The 18,298-nt window shown below is 68.3% G+C and carries 17 protein-coding genes; 5 read left to right on the forward strand and 12 right to left on the reverse strand.

Translation table 11 applies throughout. The annotated features are described in order from the left end of the window. Positions 1–35: 35 nt before the first annotated feature. Genes R2707_08030 through R2707_08040 form a run of 3 tightly spaced genes read right to left on the reverse strand, consistent with a single transcriptional unit; the run spans position 36 to position 3,141 of the window. On the reverse strand, positions 36–1,178 hold the full coding sequence (locus R2707_08030) for an acyl-CoA dehydrogenase family protein (GenBank protein ID MEZ5245027.1): 1,143 nt from the start codon (positions 1,176–1,178) through the stop codon (positions 36–38). 1 nt (position 1,179) lies between these two features. After that, positions 1,180–2,217 (reverse strand): acyl-CoA dehydrogenase family protein, encoded by a 1,038-nt coding sequence (locus tag R2707_08035; protein ID MEZ5245028.1) that lies wholly within the window; start codon positions 2,215–2,217, stop codon positions 1,180–1,182. Between the two features lie 9 nt (positions 2,218–2,226). After that, entirely contained in the window at positions 2,227–3,141 is a 915-nt protein-coding gene (locus tag R2707_08040) for an alpha/beta hydrolase (protein ID MEZ5245029.1), read from the reverse strand. Between the two features lie 141 nt (positions 3,142–3,282). Between R2707_08040 and R2707_08045 the strand changes: the two genes are divergently transcribed. Both R2707_08045 and R2707_08050 read left to right on the forward strand, forming a co-directional pair. Further along, positions 3,283–4,422: an acyl-CoA dehydrogenase family protein gene (locus R2707_08045; GenBank protein ID MEZ5245030.1), complete on the forward strand. Its 1,140-nt coding sequence runs from the start codon at positions 3,283–3,285 to the stop codon at positions 4,420–4,422. After that, a complete protein-coding gene (locus tag R2707_08050) occupies positions 4,422–5,348 on the forward strand; it encodes an acyl-CoA dehydrogenase family protein (GenBank protein ID MEZ5245031.1) in 927 nt (308 codons plus the stop codon). The genes R2707_08045 and R2707_08050 overlap by 1 nt, the downstream gene beginning before the upstream one ends. 20 nt (positions 5,349–5,368) lie before the next feature. On the opposite strand, the gene R2707_08055 is transcribed toward R2707_08050, so the two are convergent. Continuing rightward, positions 5,369–6,124, reverse strand: a complete 756-nt coding sequence (locus R2707_08055; protein ID MEZ5245032.1) for a hypothetical protein — start codon at positions 6,122–6,124, stop codon at positions 5,369–5,371. A gap of 60 nt (positions 6,125–6,184) precedes the next feature. On the opposite strand from R2707_08055, the gene R2707_08060 reads away from it, so the two are divergent. Then, entirely contained in the window at positions 6,185–9,280 is a 3,096-nt protein-coding gene (locus R2707_08060) for a glycoside hydrolase family 2 TIM barrel-domain containing protein (GenBank protein MEZ5245033.1), read from the forward strand. Here R2707_08060 and R2707_08065 read toward each other — a convergent pair. From R2707_08065 to R2707_08100, 8 genes are all read right to left on the reverse strand, one after another. Then, positions 9,277–10,083, reverse strand: coding sequence for a thioesterase family protein (locus R2707_08065; GenBank protein ID MEZ5245034.1), 807 nt, complete (start codon positions 10,081–10,083; stop codon positions 9,277–9,279). The genes R2707_08060 and R2707_08065 overlap by 4 nt on opposite strands. 95 nt (positions 10,084–10,178) lie before the next feature. Next, the gene (locus R2707_08070; GenBank protein ID MEZ5245035.1) at positions 10,179–10,565 is read right to left on the reverse strand and encodes a hypothetical protein; all 387 of its coding nucleotides are present in this window, start codon (positions 10,563–10,565) and stop codon (positions 10,179–10,181) included. 8 nt (positions 10,566–10,573) lie between these two features. Beyond that, complete coding sequence (locus R2707_08075; protein ID MEZ5245036.1) at positions 10,574–11,098, reverse strand: hypothetical protein; 525 nt, start codon at positions 11,096–11,098, stop codon at positions 10,574–10,576. A gap of 1 nt (position 11,099) precedes the next feature. After that, the gene (locus R2707_08080; GenBank protein ID MEZ5245037.1) at positions 11,100–11,708 is read right to left on the reverse strand and encodes a hypothetical protein; all 609 of its coding nucleotides are present in this window, start codon (positions 11,706–11,708) and stop codon (positions 11,100–11,102) included. Beyond that, positions 11,705–12,277, reverse strand: coding sequence for a sigma-70 family RNA polymerase sigma factor (locus R2707_08085; protein ID MEZ5245038.1), 573 nt, complete (start codon positions 12,275–12,277; stop codon positions 11,705–11,707). The genes R2707_08080 and R2707_08085 overlap by 4 nt, the downstream gene beginning before the upstream one ends. Then, positions 12,267–12,515, reverse strand: coding sequence for a hypothetical protein (locus tag R2707_08090; GenBank protein ID MEZ5245039.1), 249 nt, complete (start codon positions 12,513–12,515; stop codon positions 12,267–12,269). The genes R2707_08085 and R2707_08090 overlap by 11 nt, the downstream gene beginning before the upstream one ends. A gap of 117 nt (positions 12,516–12,632) precedes the next feature. Beyond that, positions 12,633–13,322 carry an alpha/beta fold hydrolase gene (locus R2707_08095; GenBank protein ID MEZ5245040.1) on the reverse strand — a complete coding sequence of 230 codons (690 nt, stop codon included), beginning with the start codon at positions 13,320–13,322 and terminating at the stop codon, positions 12,633–12,635. A 109-nt stretch (positions 13,323–13,431) separates the two neighbouring features. Then, positions 13,432–15,225 carry a class I SAM-dependent methyltransferase gene (locus tag R2707_08100; protein ID MEZ5245041.1) on the reverse strand — a complete coding sequence of 598 codons (1,794 nt, stop codon included), beginning with the start codon at positions 15,223–15,225 and terminating at the stop codon, positions 13,432–13,434. A gap of 30 nt (positions 15,226–15,255) precedes the next feature. Between R2707_08100 and R2707_08105 the strand changes: the two genes are divergently transcribed. Continuing rightward, positions 15,256–16,662, forward strand: coding sequence for a choice-of-anchor Q domain-containing protein (locus R2707_08105; GenBank protein ID MEZ5245042.1), 1,407 nt, complete (start codon positions 15,256–15,258; stop codon positions 16,660–16,662). A 146-nt stretch (positions 16,663–16,808) separates the two neighbouring features. Next, positions 16,809–18,272, forward strand: a complete 1,464-nt coding sequence (locus tag R2707_08110; GenBank protein MEZ5245043.1) for a hypothetical protein — start codon at positions 16,809–16,811, stop codon at positions 18,270–18,272. Positions 18,273–18,298: the final 26 nt, after the last annotated feature.

An 18,298-nucleotide genomic window follows, 5' to 3' on the forward strand; every position in this document is an offset into this window, starting at 1 on the left:
ATCGTCGGTGGTCAACTCATCGCCGGGAACCGGTGTCAGCGCGACCGTGGCAGGCCGAGGTGACGCTCGGCGATGTTGTTGCGATTGATCTCGCTGGTGCCGCCCTGCAGCGTCATCGGGATCGAGTGGCGGACGTCGTAGTCGATCCATCCGTCGGCCGCCGCGCCCTCGGCCCCCAGGCCGAGGAGCCCTTCGGGCCCGGCGGCGGCCTGCGCCCAGCGGGCGTGGCGCTGGTAGGCCTCGGTGGCGAAGATCTTGGCCATCGATCCCTCGGTGCCGGGCGGACGTCCGGTGGCCGCCGTCCACACGGTGCGCTGGGTGAGGAGCTCGGCGACCTGCGCGTCGATCGCGATCTGCGCCATGCGCTCGCGGTGCAGCGGATCATCGATCCGGCCGTTGTCGAGCGCCCAGCGATGGAACCGCCGCAGGAGCGGGGTGAGGTAGCCGGTGCTCGCCATGCCCCGTTCGAAACCGAGCATCAACGACATCACGGTCCAGCCCTGGTTCACCTCGCCGACCACGGCCTCGGCGCCGACTCTCACCTCGTCGTAGAACGTGGCGTTCGATCGCTCGGTGCTGACCGTCCAGATCGGATCGATCGTGATGCCGGGCCGGTCCATCGGGATGATGAACACCGTGAAGCCGCCGTGCCGGCTGCCCTCGCCGTCGGTGCGAGCCAGGAGGAACACCCAGTCGGCGATGTGGGCCATCGTCGTCCACATCTTGGCGCCGGTGATCACCCACTCACCGGTGTCGTCGTCGTGCACGGCCTTCGTGGTGATCGCCGGCAGGTCACTGCCCCCCTGCGGTTCGGTGAGACCGAAGCACACGAGTTCCTCACCCGAGAGCAGGCCCGCCAGGGCCGTCTGCTTCTGGGTCTCGGTTCCGACGGCGTCGAGCACGCCGGCGATCACGAGCGACATGCCGACCGAATCGAAGGGTGCTCCCGCAGTCTCGGCCTCGCTGGACAGGAGCCACATCGCGAGCGGGTCCTTGCCGGCTCCGGGCATGGCCCGCGCCAGGATCCCGGCTCGGCCGAGTGCGACGGCGAGGGGCGCGCAATGGTTCGTGCCGGTGCGATGGCTCTCCTCGATGGCGTCGTCGTCGACGTATTCGTCGATCAACGCCCGGATCTCGGTTCGCAGCACCTCGTGTTCGTCCGGCAGCCGGAAGTCCATGTCAGCCTTCTCCCCCGGTGGTGCCCCACAGCAGGTCGGCGATCCGCAATCGTTCGCGGGCGGGGTCGCCGAGGATGTTGGCCCAGCCCCGCGCCCGACGGAAGTAGAGCTGGATGTCGTACTCGAGGGAGAAGCCGTAGCCCCCGTGATAGTGCAGGGACCGATCGGAGCTGACCGCAGCTGCCTCACCGGCCTGGACCAACGCCATCGCTGCGAGCGGGGCGAACTCGGTGACGTTGCCTTCGTCCATGTCGATCAGGCCACGGCCACCCGTCAGCCCCTCGTCGTGGGCCCACGCCGCCTTGTGGACGAGGAACCGGGCACCGTCGATGAGGGGTGGGAGGTCGGCGAGCCCGTGTTGGACCGACTGGAACGAGCCGACCAGGCGGCCGAACTGCTCGCGTTCCATGACGTAGTCGACCCCGATCGCCATCGCCCGGTCCGCCACGCCGATGAGGGCCGACGCGGTGAGGACCCGCCAGCGGTCGAGCAGCATGTCGTGATCCGATGCCGGACCGAGCACGACCCGTTCGCCGTCGCGGGCGGAACGATCGGCGATCGGCGCCGATGCGTGGTTGGCCGGTGCGTCCATCGGCGGCGGTGACGCCACGGCCACCAGCTCGTCGCCGTCGACGCCCACGACCCAGTCGGCCACCGCTCCCCCGGGTACGAGCCGCCACACACCGTCGACGGCGGGACGCACCGCGAGCCCGGCGAGGTGCGAACCGTCGACGACTTCGGCGACGGGATGGGCGATCGACGCGACCCAGTGCTCGATGAGCGGCACCGGGGCGAGGGCGGCACCCATGGTCTCGGCGACCACCGCGAGCGCACCGAGGTCGGCCCCGCCACCGCCGGCCGATTCCGGGGCCGCCATGGACGGCGCCTCCATGTCGCGGAGCTTCGACCAGAGTTGCGGGTCGAACCCGAGGGGCTCGGCCGCCCGCACGACCTCGACGGGAGACTCGTTGGCGAAGAAGCCACCGAACGCGTCGGCGATGGCGTCCTGGTCGGGCGAGAGGGCGAAGTCGAGCGCCATGGCGTGCCGCTACCCCGCGTCGGCGCCGAAGACGAAGTCCTCGATCAGCCCGGCCAGCTCGATCGGCGTATCGCCCTGCACGCTGTGACCGGCGTCGGCCACCCGTTCGATCCGAGCCGAAGGACAACGCCGGAGGAGTTCCGCCTCGTCCGCGTCGTCGACCACCGACTGCTCGCGCATCCCTCGCACCAGCATGAGCGGCGCGGTGAGCTCGGAGATGATGTCCCACAGCCGGGCGAACTGGGGGAAGCCGTTGGCCTCGGTGCCCCGGAACCGGGCGTAGCGCCAGACCCATCCGCCGTCGGGGCGCTGCTCGGCGTTGTGGAGGATCCCCCGCCGCAGCGACTCGACCGTGCGGGTCGGGTTGAACTCGATGGTGCGCTTCAGCAACTCCTCGAAGCTCGGGAACGACTCGGGCCCGTTGACGAACGCGGTGATCTGCTCCGCCTTCTTCTCGTCGACACCGGGGGTCACGTCGACCAGCACGAGCTTGCGCACGAGTTCCGGCGCGTGGTCGGCCAGCGCCAGCCCGGTGAGACCGCCGAGCGACATGCCGACGACCGCCGCGGCGTTCGGTGCGAGGGTCCGCACGACCTCGGCGAGGTCCTCGGCGTTGCGGTTCGTGTCGTGGGTGGCATCGGCGGGCGGGCCGCTGTGGCCGTGACCGGGAAGGTCGATGCAGACGAGCGGGCGGTCGAGCGCCAGCGCAACGGTGTCCCACGTGTGGGCGTTCTGTGCGCCTCCGTGGAGGAACACCAGCTCGGGTTCGGTATCGCCCCAAACGAGAGCGCTCAGGTGGCGGCCGTCACCGAAGTCGATGTTCTCCCGGCGCACCGTGGGCGGCCCGTCGTAGGGGATGCCGTACTCGGCGGCGTTCTCGTGGAACAACCCGAACTCGTCGTACTCGACCATCTCGACTGCCATCACGAGACCCTAGCCATCGGGCCCGACCCGTCTCACACCGAGACCCTCAGCGATCCACGATGATCGGATCGCCGACAACGGAGATCGAGTCCGGGGTGGCGGGTTCGCCGACGAGCCCGTTCGCGCCGAGAATGGCCGGGTATGGCCACGCCACCGTCGATCGCCGAACTCCGCACGGACCTCGTCGCATGGCTCGACGCCCATGCGGCCGAGATCGCACCGTCCTACGCAGGGGCCGGCACGCTCCCCGAGCAGATGGGCCAGCTCGCCCGGGTGAAGGCACTGTTGTGGGATGCCGGGTTCATGGGCTGGGGCTGGCCGGAGCGGGTCGGTGGCAGGGGTGGACCGGCATCGCTGCGGGCGGTCGTCGGCGAGGAGGTCGTCGAGCGAGATCTCGTCGTGTCGGGCTTCTTCTCGATGACCGAGACGCTGGCGCCCACCCTGATCGAGTTCGCGCCCGACGCGCTCGCCGCCGAGTTCGTGCCGCGGCTGCTGTCGGGCCGCGAGATGTGGTGCCAGGGCTTCTCCGAGCCGGCGACCGGATCCGATCTCGCCGCGTTGACCTGTCGGGCCCGTGCCGACGGCGACACCTGGGTCGTCAACGGTCAGAAGGTGTGGACCTCGCTGTCGCAGTTCTCCGAGCGGTGCCTGCTCCTCACCCGCACCGGCGAACCCGAGTCGCGGCACCGAGGCATCACCGCACTGTTCGTCGACATGGACACGCCGGGCATCACCGTCCGACCGCTGGCGATCATGAGCGGCTCCGACGAGTTCGCCGAGGTCTTCTTCGACGACGTCGTCGTGCCCGACACCCGCCGGGTCGGCGCGGTCGACGGGGGCTGGGCGGTCGCCATGGCGCTGCTTCCCTTCGAGCGCTCCACCGCGTTCTGGCACCGCACCGCGTTCTTGCAGTCGCGGCTCCAGGCGGTGGTCGCCGACGCCCCCGACGACGAGCACAGCGCCGCCATCCTCGGCGAGGCCTTCGCCCAACTGCACGCCCTTCGGTGCCGTTCTCGTGCGACGGTGCGGCGCTTCGATGCCGGGGAGCCGCTCGGACCGGAGACCTCCGTCGACAAGATCCTGGTCGCGACGGCCGAACAGAAGATCTTCGATGTCGGCCGGGAACTGGTTCCGGGCCGACTCGCGCTCCCCGACGGTCCCGACGATCTGCGGTGGCACGACGAGTTCCTCTACTCCCGCGCCGCCTCCATCTACGGCGGGACGGGCGAGATCCAACGCAACATCATCGCCCGCCGCCTCCTCGATCTCGGAGACGAGTGATGGACACCGACGACCGCGACCTGCTCGCCGAGAGCGTTGCCGCCGCCCTCCACGCCGAGGCGACCCCTGCCGCCAACGACGCTGCGCTGATGGCACTCGGCTGGCACGAGATGCTCGCCGCCGAACCGATCGATGCAGTCGCCGTGGTCTTCGACCGACTGGGCCGGGTGGCGGCCCGCTCGACCGTGCTCGACGACGTCGTCGGCGCCGCGCTCGGCCTGACCCCCGGCGAGGTGATCATTCATCCCGCCTGGGGTTCGAGCGAAGCCACGGATCGCGACGCGACCAGGATCGAGGGGGTCGCCGGGTCCCGCATCGGTGCCGCTCGTACCGCGCGAGTGCTCTGCCGCGGCGGAATCGGCACCGTGGCGACCGACCGTCTCGACGTCGCCCATCCGATCACGGACCGCGAACTCGCGCGGGTCTCGATCCAGGGTCCGCTCGACGATGTCGTGCCGCTCGATCCGGCCGCGATCGAGGCAGCGGTGCGTGCCGCCCGCCACGCCCTCGCCCACCAACTCCACGGCCTGTCGGCGGGCATGCTGACGCTCGCCCACCTCCATGCGCTCGATCGTGTGCAGTTCGGGAGGCCGATCGCCTCCTTTCAGGCCGTGCGCCACCGGCTGGCCGAGACCCACGTCGCGACCGAAGCCGCCGCCGGGGCGCTCGGGGCCGCCGACGAGGAACCCACGACCCTGATGGTCGACCTGGCCAGAGTCCTCGCCGGACGGGCGGCGATCGACGCCGGTCGCCACTGCCAGCAGGTTCTCGCCGGCATCGGCTTCACCCGCGACCACGCCTTCCATCGATTCCTCTTCGCGACGATCGAGCTGGACGGGCTCTACGGCACGACCGCAGGGTTGACCCGGCAGCTCGGGCGCGGACTGCTCGTCGACCGGAGGGTTCGCCGCGCCGTCGAACTCTGACCGGCGACGCGTGTCGCCGGTCAGGCCCGGGATCGGGGCCGGCTGCCGTGGACGGCGGCGACCGTGCCGACCGCGCACATCCCCAGGCCCAGCCAGGCGAGGGCCAGGAGCCCGGTACCGGCGCCGGTGATCGCCAACTGGCCCGGCGGGAGATCGACCGACGATGTCGATCCCGGCGGGAGCGATGTCGTCGGCCCCGCGACCTGGATGGTGGTCGTGGTGGGTTCGAGCGTCGTCGAAGACGGAGCCGTCGTCGTGGTGCTGGTCGTCGTCGAGGTCGACGTCGGGCCGACGGTCGTCGTGGTGGTGGTGGTCGTGCTCGTGCTCGTGGTGGTGGTCGTCGTGCTCGTCGTGGTGGGTGGCTCGATCTCACACTCGATCGAGATCAGGAACCCGCCGCTGGAGACCCCATCCGGACCGAGCCGAACGAACACGTCGATCCGCTCCGGCAGCTCGGCGATCTCGCTGAAGGTGTAGCGAATGTCGCGTTCGTCCTCGAAGTTGGCGAGGACCCGCGTCTGATCCCCGAGCCGTATCACGAGGTCGTTGCCCACGTGGACCGACTCCTGGTTGACCGTCTCTCCGGTCATCTCGCACGAGACGCCGACGAGTTCCGCCGGCACGTCGGCGCCGCCCACGAGGATCTCGTCGCCCTCCCTGCCGTAGATCACCTCGTCGATCGGGATCGAGATCAGCTCGTTCGCGCCCGCCGGGATCGCCAGGAGCAACACGAACAAGGCACCCAGCCCGAGCCATACACCCGCCACTCGCGTCATGGCGACAACGGTAGTGCAGCGCACCGGCCGACACGGGTGTCCCTGCACTAGGAAGTGGGGATGCAGGTCAACTGGTGGGAGCTTCCCGAGACGTTCGAGATCAATCGGCTCGCGGCCCGGGCGCCGCTCGCAGCCGACGAACGATGGACCCTCTCGCTCGACGGATCCTGGGACTTCCTGCTGGTGGCGCACCCGACAGCGGCGCCGACGAACTGGGCCCAGCCGGACCGCGGCGGACGCGGCTGGCGGGCGATCGACGTGCCCGGGTGCTGGACCCGGCAGGACACCGGCGATCTGCCGCACTACACGAACGTGCAGATGCCGTGGGCGCTCGAGCCGCCGGCGACACCCGAGGAGAACCCGACCGGGCTGTACCGGACCACCTTCCGTCTGCCCCGTGGCTGGGCGTCGCGCCGCACGGTGCTGCACCTCGGCGGAGCCGAGTCGATGGCCGTCATCCACTGCAACGGCAGCTTCGTGGGCATGGGAAAGGACTCCCGTCTCCCGAGCGAGTTCGACCTCTCCGACCATCTGGTCGCGGGCGACAACACGCTCGCCGTCATGGTGATCCGCTACAGCGATGCCACGTGGATCGAGGACCAGGACCATTGGTGGCACGCCGGCCTGCACCGAAGCGTGTCGCTGCGGTCCGTGCCACAGGTGCACCTCGCCGACGTCGCCACGACGGCCGACTACGACCCGGCGACCGGCGCCGGTTCGCTCACGGTGACCACCGAGGTCGGCGGGGAGCCCGGCGAGGGCTGGACCACCGCGGTGACGGTGCTCGACGACCGGGGCCGACGGGTGCACGCGGCGGCGCTCGTCGCCGAGCTCCGGGTCCGACGGCCGGGCTTCGGCGCCGACGCCTTCCTCGCGTCCTGGGGGTTCGAGGGTCAGCGCACCGTCACGTCGCTCGACCTCGATTCGGTCGAGCCCTGGTCGGCCGAATCGCCACAGCGCTACCGCGTCCTGATCGACCTGGTCGATCCCCGCGGCACGATCGCCGACTCGACGGAGCTTCGCGTCGGCTTCCGCCGGGTGGAGGTGCGCGACCGTCGGCTGCTCGTCAACGGCCAACCCGTCCTGATCAACGGCGTGAACCGCCACGACCACCATCCCGTGACGGGCAAGACACAGACCGCCGACGACATCCGCGCCGATCTCGTGACGATGCTCCGCCACAACATCAACGCGGTACGCACCGCCCACTATCCGAACGATCCGACGCTGCTCGATCTCTGCGACGAGCTCGGTCTCTACGTGATCGACGAGGCCAACGTGGAGTCGCACGGGCGGCAGGACTCGCTCTGCCACGACGTCCGCTATCACGCAGCGATCGTGAGTCGGGTGCAGCGCATGGTCCTGCGTGACCGCAACCATCCGTCGGTGATCGGTTGGTCGCTCGGCAACGAGGCCGGCCACGGTGCCGCCCACGATGCTGCGGCGGCCTGGGTCAGAGCCGTCGATCCCACCCGTTTCGTGCAGTACGAGGGCTCGCTCCTCACCCGGGTCAAGCAGGGCGAGGGAACGACCGCGCAGCGCCACACCGTCACACCGAATGCGTCGGAACGCCTGGTCAGCGACATCGTCTGCCCGATGTACCCCGAGATCTCACTCATCGAGGAATGGGCCGAGTGGGCCGAGACGACCCGCGGCGACGACCGCCCGATGATCCTGTGCGAGTACTCCCATGCGATGGGCAACTCCAACGGTTCGCTGGTCGACTACTGGCGGGCATTCGAGGCGCACCCGGCGCTGCAGGGCGGGTTCATCTGGGACTGGAAGGACCAGGGCCTGGCCGAGACCGACGAGCACGGCCGGTTCTTCTGGGCCTACGGCGGCCATTTCGGCGACGAACCCAACGACGTCAACTTCTGCATCAACGGGTTGGTGGGGCCCGATGGTGTGCCCCACCCGGCGTTGGCGGAAGTGGCCTGGTGCGGGCGTCCCGCGAGGGTCACCGCCATGCCCGGGCGCAAGGTCCGCATCCACAACCATCGCTGGTTCACCGACCTCGCCGACCTCGAGTGCACCTGGGCGGTGACGATCGACGGCGACGTGGTGGAGCAGGGCACGCTCGACCTGCCGCCGATCGCGGCGCGGTCCTCGGCGGTCGTGACCGTCCCCCGGTCAACCGGCCGCCGCCGCGGCAACGAGGCGTTCCTGACTCTTCGCTTCCGTCTCGCGTCGGCCACGCCATGGGCCGAACGCGGACACGTGGTCAGCACCGAGCAGCTGTCGCTCCCCCTCACCGCGGCATCGCCGGCGCCCTCGCGGCGGACGCACCCCGTGGAGGTGGACGATCACGGCAGCGTGATCCGGAACGGGCCACTGATCCTGCACGTCGACCGCGACGCGGCGTGCGTGTCGGCATTGACGCACCGCGGGCGACCGGTCGTCACCGGTCCGATCGCGGCCACCCTGTGGCGGGCCCCGACCGACAACGACGGCGTCGCCCAGGGCTGGATGTCGGAGATCTCCGGGGTCCGCAACCGCTGGCTGACGTGGGGGCTCGACCGTCTCCGGATCGAGCCGATGCGCACCTCCGTGCGGCGCGTCGAGGGCGGTGTCCGTCTGACCATGCGGCGCGAACTCCACGGGTCGACCGATCACGCGACCCACCGGAGCGTGGTCACCCTCCTCGGCGACGGACGGGTGCGGTTCGACGAGACGATCACCGTGCCTGCGGCGTGGACGGATCTCCCCCGCGTCGGCATCACGATGCCGCTACATGCCCGTTTCGAGGACCTGCGCTGGTTCGGTCTCGGCCCCGAGGAGACGTACCCCGATCGTCGGTCGGGAGCGACCGTCGGTCTCTGGCGGTCGACGGTCGCCGAGCAGTACCACCCCTATGTCTTCCCGCAGGAACACGGCCACCACACCGACACCCGCTGGTTCGAGCTCCGCAGCGGGCGCGACCGCATCCGGGTGTGCGCCGACCATCGGTTCGGCTTCTCGGCCCGGCGCCACACCGACGCGGCGCTGACCACGGCCACGACGCTGGCCGAGCTCGACCCCGCCGACCATGTCGAGGTCCACATCGATGCCGCTGTGCGGGGCCTCGGCACGGCGGCCTGCGGCCCGGACACGCTTCCCGGCCACCGCGTCGGCCCGGGCATCCACCGCCTCTCGTGGACGATCGACCCGACGTCCTAGGACGAACGGGGGACGTGGTCGAGGATCTGGGATGTGGAGGTGACCCCGAAGACGCCGGCCGAGTCGCTCATGGTCGCGGCGGAGACGCCATGGCCCACCGAGTGCGAGAAGATGGTCTCGCCCACCAGCCCGACCCATTCGCCGACGGGCGGACGGGCGACATGGGCGCTGACATCGGGGTTGATCGCCGTGAACGCCGCACCGTCGAACTTGGCACCGATCAGGTTGACGACGTCCATCGGCACCGTGGCACGAGAGGTGGCGCAGATCGGCTCGCCGGCGACGACCGGGACCCGCAGGCGCAGCCAGATCCCGTTGACCCCCTCGGCCCAGGGGTCGGTGCGTCGGAAGTCGAGCGCCACCCGCAGGAAGGGGGGCAGCCCGGGACGGTCGTCGGCCGGCTCGATCTCCTCGGGCCTGGGCAACGCCGCCGCCGGGTCGATGTCGGTCGACGAGTCGGGTGCCCCGGGCACGGAGCCGAGGTCGGCGTCGCGTACCCGCAGGGCTCGTGCCCGGGCGTGCTCGGCTCCGTCGGTGACGACGCGGAGGTCGACGACCTGGATCTTCTTTCCCTCGCGGACGATCTCGTGCTCGATCCGGAGTCGTTCACCGACCGGAACGGGCCGAACGAGATCGACGGTCAGCCTCGTGAGACTCATCGGGGTGAGCGTGGGCACGTCCTCGAGCACGTGACCGAGCAGGGCGAGCACCGCACCCCCGCTCTGCGCGCCGGGACTCCACGCCCCCGCGGTGATCTCAGTGCCGACGAACGCATCGCCGTCGCGTTCGTAGAGCGCCGTCATGGCGCGCTACCGGCGGGGTTGCTGTCGAGAGGGTCGCAGGCGAGATGACGCACGGCGTGAACCTACCCGGCGGCGCTCGCGGCGCGCCCGTCGTGCTACTTGAGCGGCGGTGGGACGACCGCGGGTCGCAGCGTCTCGATCGGCTCGGTGCCCGGCACGAACCCCTTGCCCGGGATCTCGTGGCCGATCAGGGTCACGCCGTCCTTCTCGTAGACGCCCAGCGCAACGACGTCCTGCGACGCATCGAAGAGTTCGACGAACGCCTCCTCGGCACGTACGTAGCCGATGACCTCGTCGCCGTCACCGTAGAGAGGGATGAGCTCGGGGAGGTCGTCGGCCTGCAAGGCCCGGCCGTCGACGACGGGGACCGGGCCGACGGTCGGCTCCACGGCCTTGGCGCTCACGGACTGGCCGAAGGAAACGCCGATCGCGACCATGATGATCACGAAGAGCCAGCGGGCGGGGTGTCGGGTCAGCTTCATCATCATCCTCAATCCGTGATCGTCGGCAGGCCGATCGACTCGCCACGCCAGGTCGAGTCGTCGTAGTCCCACCAGCCGTAGTAGCCGTGCACCGTCCACGTGGCGTCGGCGGAAGTGACCTTGTCGCAGCTGCTGCCCGTCGCGGCCGAGATCGAGCCCTGCCCACCGGCGTTGTACACCATGCTCGAGAGGCAGCCCGAGACGATCCCGCCGTTGCGAAGCACCTGGCTACGGGTCTTGATCGTGTCGGGGTTCAGCGAGCTCGGGATCGACGACGACGAGCACGAGGCGAAGCCGACGACGATCGAGGTGGTGGTCGAGCTGTAGATGTTGCCCGAAGACCCGGAGTTCGGCACCGTCAGCGATGCCTTCTCACAACCGCGATAGGGGATGCCGCCGTAGAAGCTCATCACGAACGAGTCGGTGGTCCACCCCCACGATGCAGACTGCGCGGCCGAGGCGGCCGGGGCGTTGGCGAGCAGGGCGATGGTCGTGATGAGCACCACCGCCGCCCGGTGGCGGATTCGCCTCATGTCAATCTCCTTGGCTGGCTGAGGGTGCAGTGGAGGGAACGAAGCCGGTGCGCTGATCGAATACGCCGAGCACGGTGACTCCGTCCGGGGCGTAGACCGTGAAACGCGTCGTCTCGTCGCCAAGATCGATGTCGCCGCGGCGCGCGTAGCCGACGAGCTGTTCGTCGTCGAAGACCGGCATCAGGTCGGGCTGATCGGCGAGCACGAACGAACCGTCGTCGCGAAAGACCCGCGGTCCGAGGGTCAGCCCGAAGCTGGCGGCGATCTCGGCGTCGGCCGCGATCTGCGATTCGGCGGCGCGCTGCGCGGCTCCGCCATCGTCGGCAACCCCCGGGATGGGGGTTGCCGACGATATGGGATTCGCCGCCCGCTCTGTGTCGACTGATGAGATGTCCGAGTCGTTCAGCGCCGAGGCGCCGACGATCGCCAGCGCGACCACCGCCGCGGCGGCCACCGCGTAGACGGCGAGCCGCCGCGGTGGCCGCGAGACGGCCCGGCGCGCCGCGATCGACGATGGCGGAGCCTGGAACGCCTCGCTGGCGAGAATCTCGTCGATGAGTTCGAGGAACCGCTCAGGGACCTCGCCGTCGCGATCTGGGGGATCGGTCATGTGGCGCTCCAGATGGCGACGCCGGTCATGGCGACCAGCAGCATGGTTCGCCGGATCTGCTCGTGGGCCGCGCGCAGGCGCGACGACACGGTGCCGCGGGTGATGCCCAACTCGGCCGCGATCTCGGGCTCGGTCATCTGCAGGACGTGGCGCATGACGACCAAGTGCCGTTGGCGTTCCGTCAGGCCGGCGAGGATCGACCGGAACTCGACGAAGGCGTCGTCGATCGGCTCCTCTTCGCGGCGGCGCAGTTGGGCGAACTTGTCGGCGAGCAGCGATCTCCTGATCTGGTTGCGGAGCCGGTTCTTCGCGGCGCCGTAGGCCCAGCCCGTCGGGTTGGCCATCGCGGACACTTCTGTCCATCGCTCGAAGGCCAGGGCCAGCGCCTCGTCGGCGACCTCCTGGGCCTCCTCCGGGGTGACACCGAGACCTCTGACCGCGAGGAGGAGCCGCGGCCGAGCCGTGGCGTACCAGATCTCGAAGTCATCAACCGCCACGCCGCCGCCCTTCCGGTTCTCCCGGTCTCGATCATCTCGCACCGCGACGAGGGTTGCCGCGTCAGAAGACATGACCCCGCGCTTCGAGCAGCTTCGCCGCCGTCTTGTAGGCCCACAACTGGGGCCGCTCCGACTTGCCGACGACATCCCAGTTCGCCTCGGCCAGCTCGATCGTCTCTGCCACCAACGAGCGAGCCTCATCCATCGGGAGGTCGTGAGCGCTCGCGAACGTCGCCTCGAGCAGGGGCCGGATCGTGTGCTCCCATTCGGCGAAATCGCTGGACCGCAACGCGGCAGAAACGTCGTTCACACCATGTAGTGGTTTGAGACGCCCGAAACGCGCAAAATAATCTCAGAAATTCCGACAGCCGAACGACCTGAACCGCCCGTGTTGCGTAGCGGCTGCGGGTTCGCCTTGCCTGCGCGGCTACGAACGTTCGACGATCGGGCGGATCGCTTCCGCGAGGAGTGCGTCGAACGCCGCCGGTTGTTCGAGATTGACGTAGTGGCCGCACTCGGCGACCAGATGAAACTCCCGATTCGGGCCGGTGGCGAGCTGACGCAGCTTCGATGGTGACGGCGCGACATCGCGATCACCGCTGATGCCGATCAACGGCCGGTCCCATCGCGCCGCGAACGACGAGAGATCGCGGCGATCGTGAAACGCCCGCACGCCCCTGACGACCGAGTCGACGTCGTGCGCCATCGCCCACGACCGAGCCGAGTCCTTGACCGACGACGACGTCGACTCAGCAAACAACGGGAGCCAGTACCGGTGCCACGCAGCCTCTATCCCGTGGGTCTCGAGCATCTGGATCGCCTCGTCCCGTAGCACCGGATCGTGGTTGACCTCGGCCTTCGCCCCGACCAACACAATCGCTGCCACCTGGTCGGGCGCGGCAGCAGCGACCTCCAATGCACACGAACCGCCGACGGAACAGCCCACGACGATCAGCTCCTCGGTACCGACGGCATCGAGCACCCCAAACGCCCACTCCTCGATCGAGTCCCCGAGATCGAACAGGCTCGGCGCGACAGCTTCGCGGCCCAGCGCGCCGATGGTGTCCTCCCACATCGCCCCGTCGAACGGCAATGCATGGAGGAACACCAGCTTCATCCGGCGAGAGTACCGAGACGCGCACGACGGCCCCGCCCGCCCGAGGAACTGTCCCTTGGTTCGTGACCGAGGTGGTCATGCTCAGGGGGTGCGACTGCGTTGCGTCCCGTCACCGGGTCGGCGAGCGTCGTCGTAGCTGACCGAGCGCAGGTCGAACGACACGGAGGACTCGTTGCACCGACCCAAGAACTCGGTGCCGATCCGCCACGTAGTCCAACGGCGGGACCGCGAAGCGATGCTCGCCTGACGATTCGGCGCGTGCGAGACGAAAGAGGTCGAGGTAGCGCGCGGCCACTGCCGGCCGGCGGAGCCTCCGGCGTGTCGCAGCGGCCCGCGCCCGCGCCTGAGGAGTGTCTCGACGATAGACAAAGAAGCAGCGGTTGGAGGGTGCAAGGTAGGGATCGAAGATCGCGTGGAGACGCCTTTCGATCGAGGGCTCGCGTACGAGCCCGGCGGCCTCGAACTGCGCTTCCCACCACAAGCCCGGGGCCCAGACGAGGTGTCCGGCGGCCGGGATCGGAGGATCTGAACGCTCGAGCGTGATGTGGTCAAACGGCAAACCGGCATCAAATCGCTCCCGGTTCTCCTCGAACTCGAGCGGAAAGATCTCGCCGAAGACGGGATCGGGCCCGAACGCGGGGATGATCGATACGCACATGCCGTCTTCGGTCATCACTGCAGTCGCTTGGTCGATGACGTCCGTGATGGTTTCGGGAAGAAGGTGTTCCCAGATGTCGAATCCGAGGACGGTGTCGAAACGCTCACCGCTGAGCGTGTCCTGCATCTCGGCAACGTCTCCGACAACATACGCCTCCCTCACGATCGGCGAGAGCTGGGCCCACATGTCTGGGCTCGAATCGAGTCCCCACGCGTCGATGCCACGCCGGCGGAGCATCTCGACGACGTCACCCTTTCCTGCGCCCAACTCGATCGAGCGCCTTGGCCGCAGAGCCGCGACCAGCGAGGCGACGAACCACAGGTTCATCGTCAAGAGACCTGTCTTGAGACCGGTCTGACGCGCGAAATACGCGGTGTCGTAGTAGCCAGTATCGAGGATGTTGGACAGCAGCTGACGAAGATCGTCACCTGAAGAGATCTTCGCGACTGTGGCGGGCTCCCCGACACGACACGGAACCGCGTCGACGATGTACTCAGTCGCCAGAATCTCCACTGCGTACGGCTCTCCTCGCGCGTGTCGGCACGATGCTAGGCCGGAACGAGAAAGCGGCAGGCTCGGCACCCAGAACCGGGCCTGACCTGCCGCATCATCGCTGAAGGATCTGGAGCGGCCGACCGGGTTCGAACCGGCGATCTCAACCTTGGCTCGGTCGAAGGAACGAGACTCTCTTCGGGACGCGCGAAGGCGCCGGTTTGACCACGCCGGGCGGGAAGCGGACACTGGTCGCCAGCAATCACCGAGGGGGCGGGTTTGATCGGCACACGCATCGGGGCAGTAGGGGCCGTTGGATTTGGGCTGTTCTTCCTGTCCGCCTGCACGCCTCCTCCGGCGGATGAGGTGTTTGTCGTTACCGGTACCGGCGACACAGTTGATGCGAACGTGGGCGACGGTGTGTGCGCCGATGCAACGACGACGTGTTCCCTTCGTGCCGCAGTGATGGAGGCGAATGCCGATCCCAACGTCACCGAGATCCAGCTGATCGCTGGCTCGACCTACAGCCTCACTCTCCCGGGCGCCGGAGAGGATGCCGCTGCCACAGGCGATCTCGACCTGCTCGAGCCGACGTACATCCGCGCCGTACCGGGCAACGGCATCACGGCTACGATCGACGGCCAGCAGATCGATCGGGTCTTCGATGTGGTCAGCGGGAGCTTTCACTTCCTCGAGGGACTCGTCATCACCGGCGGGAGTACCGCTGACGACGGCGGCGGACTCCTGGCTCATACGGGCCTCGTCGCTCTCGAGGACACGCGCGTGACCGACAACAGCGCGGTGTCGGGTGGCGGTATCGCTGCTACCGGAGCTCGCTTGTGGATCGAGGACTCCACGATCGACAACAACACTGCGACGAACGGCGGTGGCGCGATCATGACGGAGACCTTTGCCCGGCTGTTTCAGGTGACTGTGGACGGCAACAACGGTGGTTCCGGGGTCGGAGGTGTGGACTTGGCCGCGGGTCAACTCCAACTCGTCTCATCGGTGGTCGCCGATGATGCGGTTTCTCTCGGACTGGTCAACGGGTCAGCGCTGTTCATCAACTCGATTGTCGACGCTCCAACCGGGTGTGCTGCCGGGGGCGCCTCAGTGACCAGCCAGGGACGAAACATCACAAGAGACGCAACCTGTGGCTTGACCGGAACCGGCGATCAGGCGGACACCAATCCGCTCCTGCGTCCGCTCGGCGACAACGACGGTCCGGTCCCGACTCGCCTACCCGAGTTGAACTCCCCGGCAGTCGATGCGATCTCACCGGGAGCGCTCGGCTGCGCAATGCCCGCCCATCCAGACGGTCGGCAGAAGCCGCGCCCCGTGAGAGCGGGATGCGACATCGGGCCAGTCGAACTCGGTGGCTGCATCATCGACGGCGTGTTCGTCGAGAACACGAAGGCACATCAGTTCGAATGCGACGCGCTGATGGCTCTCTACGACAGCACCAACGGGCCCTCGTGGACATCCTCCGCCGGCTGGGGGACGCCCACCGACGTGTGCTCGTGGTACGGCATTGCGTGCAACGAGGACAGCCGACCCTTCTCGCTCGCACTGCAGAACAACGGTCTCGACGGCACAATCCCACCGGAGATCTCAGGGCTCGCGGCCTTCTCCGGCCTCACCCTCTCCGGCGACGAGTTGACCGGGTCGATTCCGGTTGAGGTCGGCGAACTGGTGAACCTCAGAACGCTCGCACTCTTCGATACTCAGCTCTCCGGTCCCATCCCTACAGAGATCGGCAACCTCTCCGACCTGCAATACCTACAACTGAGCGACAACGCCCTCACCGGGTCGCTCCCGCCGACCCTCGGCGGACTCTCGGAGTTGCTCAGGTTGCAGGTCGACGGAAACGAGCTGAGTGGCGAGTTTCCACCCGCTCTCGGCAACCTTTCCAAGCTCTGGTACCTGGATCTCCGAGGCAACAGCTTCAGCGGACCACTACCGCCCGAGTTCGGGAACCTCGACAGCCTGTTCCAGGCAGCACTGTGGGACAACCAGTTCAGCGGCGACATCACCGCGGCGATCGCCGGTGTTCAGGACACGCTGGTGGTCTTTCTGCGGCTCATCAGCGACGGCCCCGGCGGCAACAACTGCTTGACCGTCACCGATCCGGGAGTCGCGGCGTGGCTCGACAGTGTCGATCAAGACTGGGACGAATGCGACGCGCCATGAATGAACCGTCTCCCGCACCGCTGCAATCCACGGCAACCCTGGCGATCGCGACTCCTTCGCGACCGTTTCGGGCGAGGTGGACCCAACACGTTGTGGGCGCAACTTCGCCTGGGTGATCTACCGTCGGGTCGACAGGAGGCATGAGCGTGACTCGCGAGATCGATCATGTCGATGCTGAAGGGGCGATCGAGCGACTTCGGGTCGGACGGCGCATCGGGCGCGCCGCTGCGCTGAGCCTTCTCATCTTTGGGGCGTGCTGTGCCGTGGCAAGTTCGTGGATCGACAGCGATCTGCGATGGTTCGCCTTCGCATGGGCAACGACAGTTGCCATCATGGGCACACTTGGGCTGGCCGTGACCGCTTCACCTCGGCTGCTTGCACGGGTGCACTACTGGTCGGAACGGGCATCGCTCCCAAGAGATGCGCCATCGTCCTCGAGGACCTGCGCGAAATGCGGTCGTCCACTTCAGGCTGCGACGTGGCAGTCTGGCGACCTTCCTCCCGTCCGAGACCACGGCGCTGTCTGTGGCCGATGTGGCGGCATGCGCGAGCCCGCTCAGCGACGCGCCGACATCGAAGCGCGCCACCAAGCCGTCACTCGCTGGCTCGATGAACAGAGCGAAGAGCAAGCCAGCGCAGATCCGTCTGACCATCGCCCCGCCGTCGCGATGAGGCGGCTCATCATCGGATGGTTCGCCATCGGCCTGGTTGTCGCTGGGTGCGGTTCGACCGCCGATGACGGGACACCGCCGACGGAACCGACAACCACCACCGCGACAACCACGTCGACGACGACTTCAACGACGACCCCAACGACGACCTCAACCTCAACGACGGTCGCGCCGGTGCCATCGTGGCCAGAAGAGCTTGGTTCGACAGAACTCCTCGACGCTTATGGAATTGCTGCGGACTGGCCACTCGTGCAGGTGAGGTTGTCGCAGCAGACGTCGCGTCTACTGGAGGACGGCACGACCGGTGAGGGCGAGGGCATCGATCTCGCTGAGATCTGGGAGGGCGACCACGTCGAGGGTCACGCCGAGTTTCGAGGCCGTGACACCATCACCATCGCCCGTGCTTCCGGCAATACCGAGTTGGCCGAGATCATGCTCGGCGACGGAATCGACTACGTGGTTCATGAGCCGCTGCTGTATCTGCCCCGTCGCGTCGCGACCACGCTCCACGCCGACATCACCCGGTCGGGCACCGAATGGGTGTCGATCGAGCTCGACCGCCTCGAGCCAACCGAGCTGTTCGTGGCCAGCCTCCTCGCCCCGTTCCTGGCGGCGAGACTGCGCCCTGCAGATGATGAGGAAGATGCGGTACACGTGCTGAGGTTCACTACCGGCGACCGCGCGAGCTACAGCTTCGAGACCGACACGCTCAGCCAGACCGTCGAACTCGACACCGACGGAGCGCTTCGAGAGCTCGCTGTTCGGGCCACGACTGTTCTTGCCGGAGCACCGGTCGTCCAGCGCTACGAAGTCGGTTTCGACCCGTTCGACGGCGACTTCGCTGCGGCGACACCCAGCGAGGCGGACGACGTCACCCAGGAGTTCAGGGAATACGTCGCGGGGCGAGCGACAGTGGCCCAGCTCGGCCCCGGCACCTGAAGCCAACGAACGGGCCCAGATCCCCC

Source organism: Acidimicrobiales bacterium (genome assembly GCA_041394245.1).
Classification (GTDB): Bacteria; Actinomycetota; Acidimicrobiia; order Acidimicrobiales; family Aldehydirespiratoraceae; genus JAJRXC01.

Coding starts and splice junctions, on each gene's coding strand:
- R2707_08030 (MEZ5245027.1), bottom strand. CDS start 1,178: ATGGACTTCCGGCTGCCGGACGAACACGAGGTGCTGCGAACCGAGATC.
- R2707_08035 (MEZ5245028.1), bottom strand. CDS start 2,217: ATGGCGCTCGACTTCGCCCTCTCGCCCGACCAGGACGCCATCGCCGAC.
- R2707_08040 (MEZ5245029.1), bottom strand. CDS start 3,141: ATGGCAGTCGAGATGGTCGAGTACGACGAGTTCGGGTTGTTCCACGAG.
- R2707_08045 (MEZ5245030.1), top strand. CDS start 3,283: ATGGCCACGCCACCGTCGATCGCCGAACTCCGCACGGACCTCGTCGCA.
- R2707_08050 (MEZ5245031.1), top strand. CDS start 4,422: ATGGACACCGACGACCGCGACCTGCTCGCCGAGAGCGTTGCCGCCGCC.
- R2707_08055 (MEZ5245032.1), bottom strand. CDS start 6,124: ATGACGCGAGTGGCGGGTGTATGGCTCGGGCTGGGTGCCTTGTTCGTG.
- R2707_08060 (MEZ5245033.1), top strand. CDS start 6,185: ATGCAGGTCAACTGGTGGGAGCTTCCCGAGACGTTCGAGATCAATCGG.
- R2707_08065 (MEZ5245034.1), bottom strand. CDS start 10,083: ATGACGGCGCTCTACGAACGCGACGGCGATGCGTTCGTCGGCACTGAG.
- R2707_08070 (MEZ5245035.1), bottom strand. CDS start 10,565: ATGAAGCTGACCCGACACCCCGCCCGCTGGCTCTTCGTGATCATCATG.
- R2707_08075 (MEZ5245036.1), bottom strand. CDS start 11,098: ATGAGGCGAATCCGCCACCGGGCGGCGGTGGTGCTCATCACGACCATC.
- R2707_08080 (MEZ5245037.1), bottom strand. CDS start 11,708: ATGACCGATCCCCCAGATCGCGACGGCGAGGTCCCTGAGCGGTTCCTC.
- R2707_08085 (MEZ5245038.1), bottom strand. CDS start 12,277: ATGTCTTCTGACGCGGCAACCCTCGTCGCGGTGCGAGATGATCGAGAC.
- R2707_08095 (MEZ5245040.1), bottom strand. CDS start 13,322: ATGAAGCTGGTGTTCCTCCATGCATTGCCGTTCGACGGGGCGATGTGG.
- R2707_08100 (MEZ5245041.1), bottom strand. CDS start 15,225: ATGAGCCAGGAGTCCGCCGCCGTCGTCAGCGGTACTCCCGCCGGTGAT.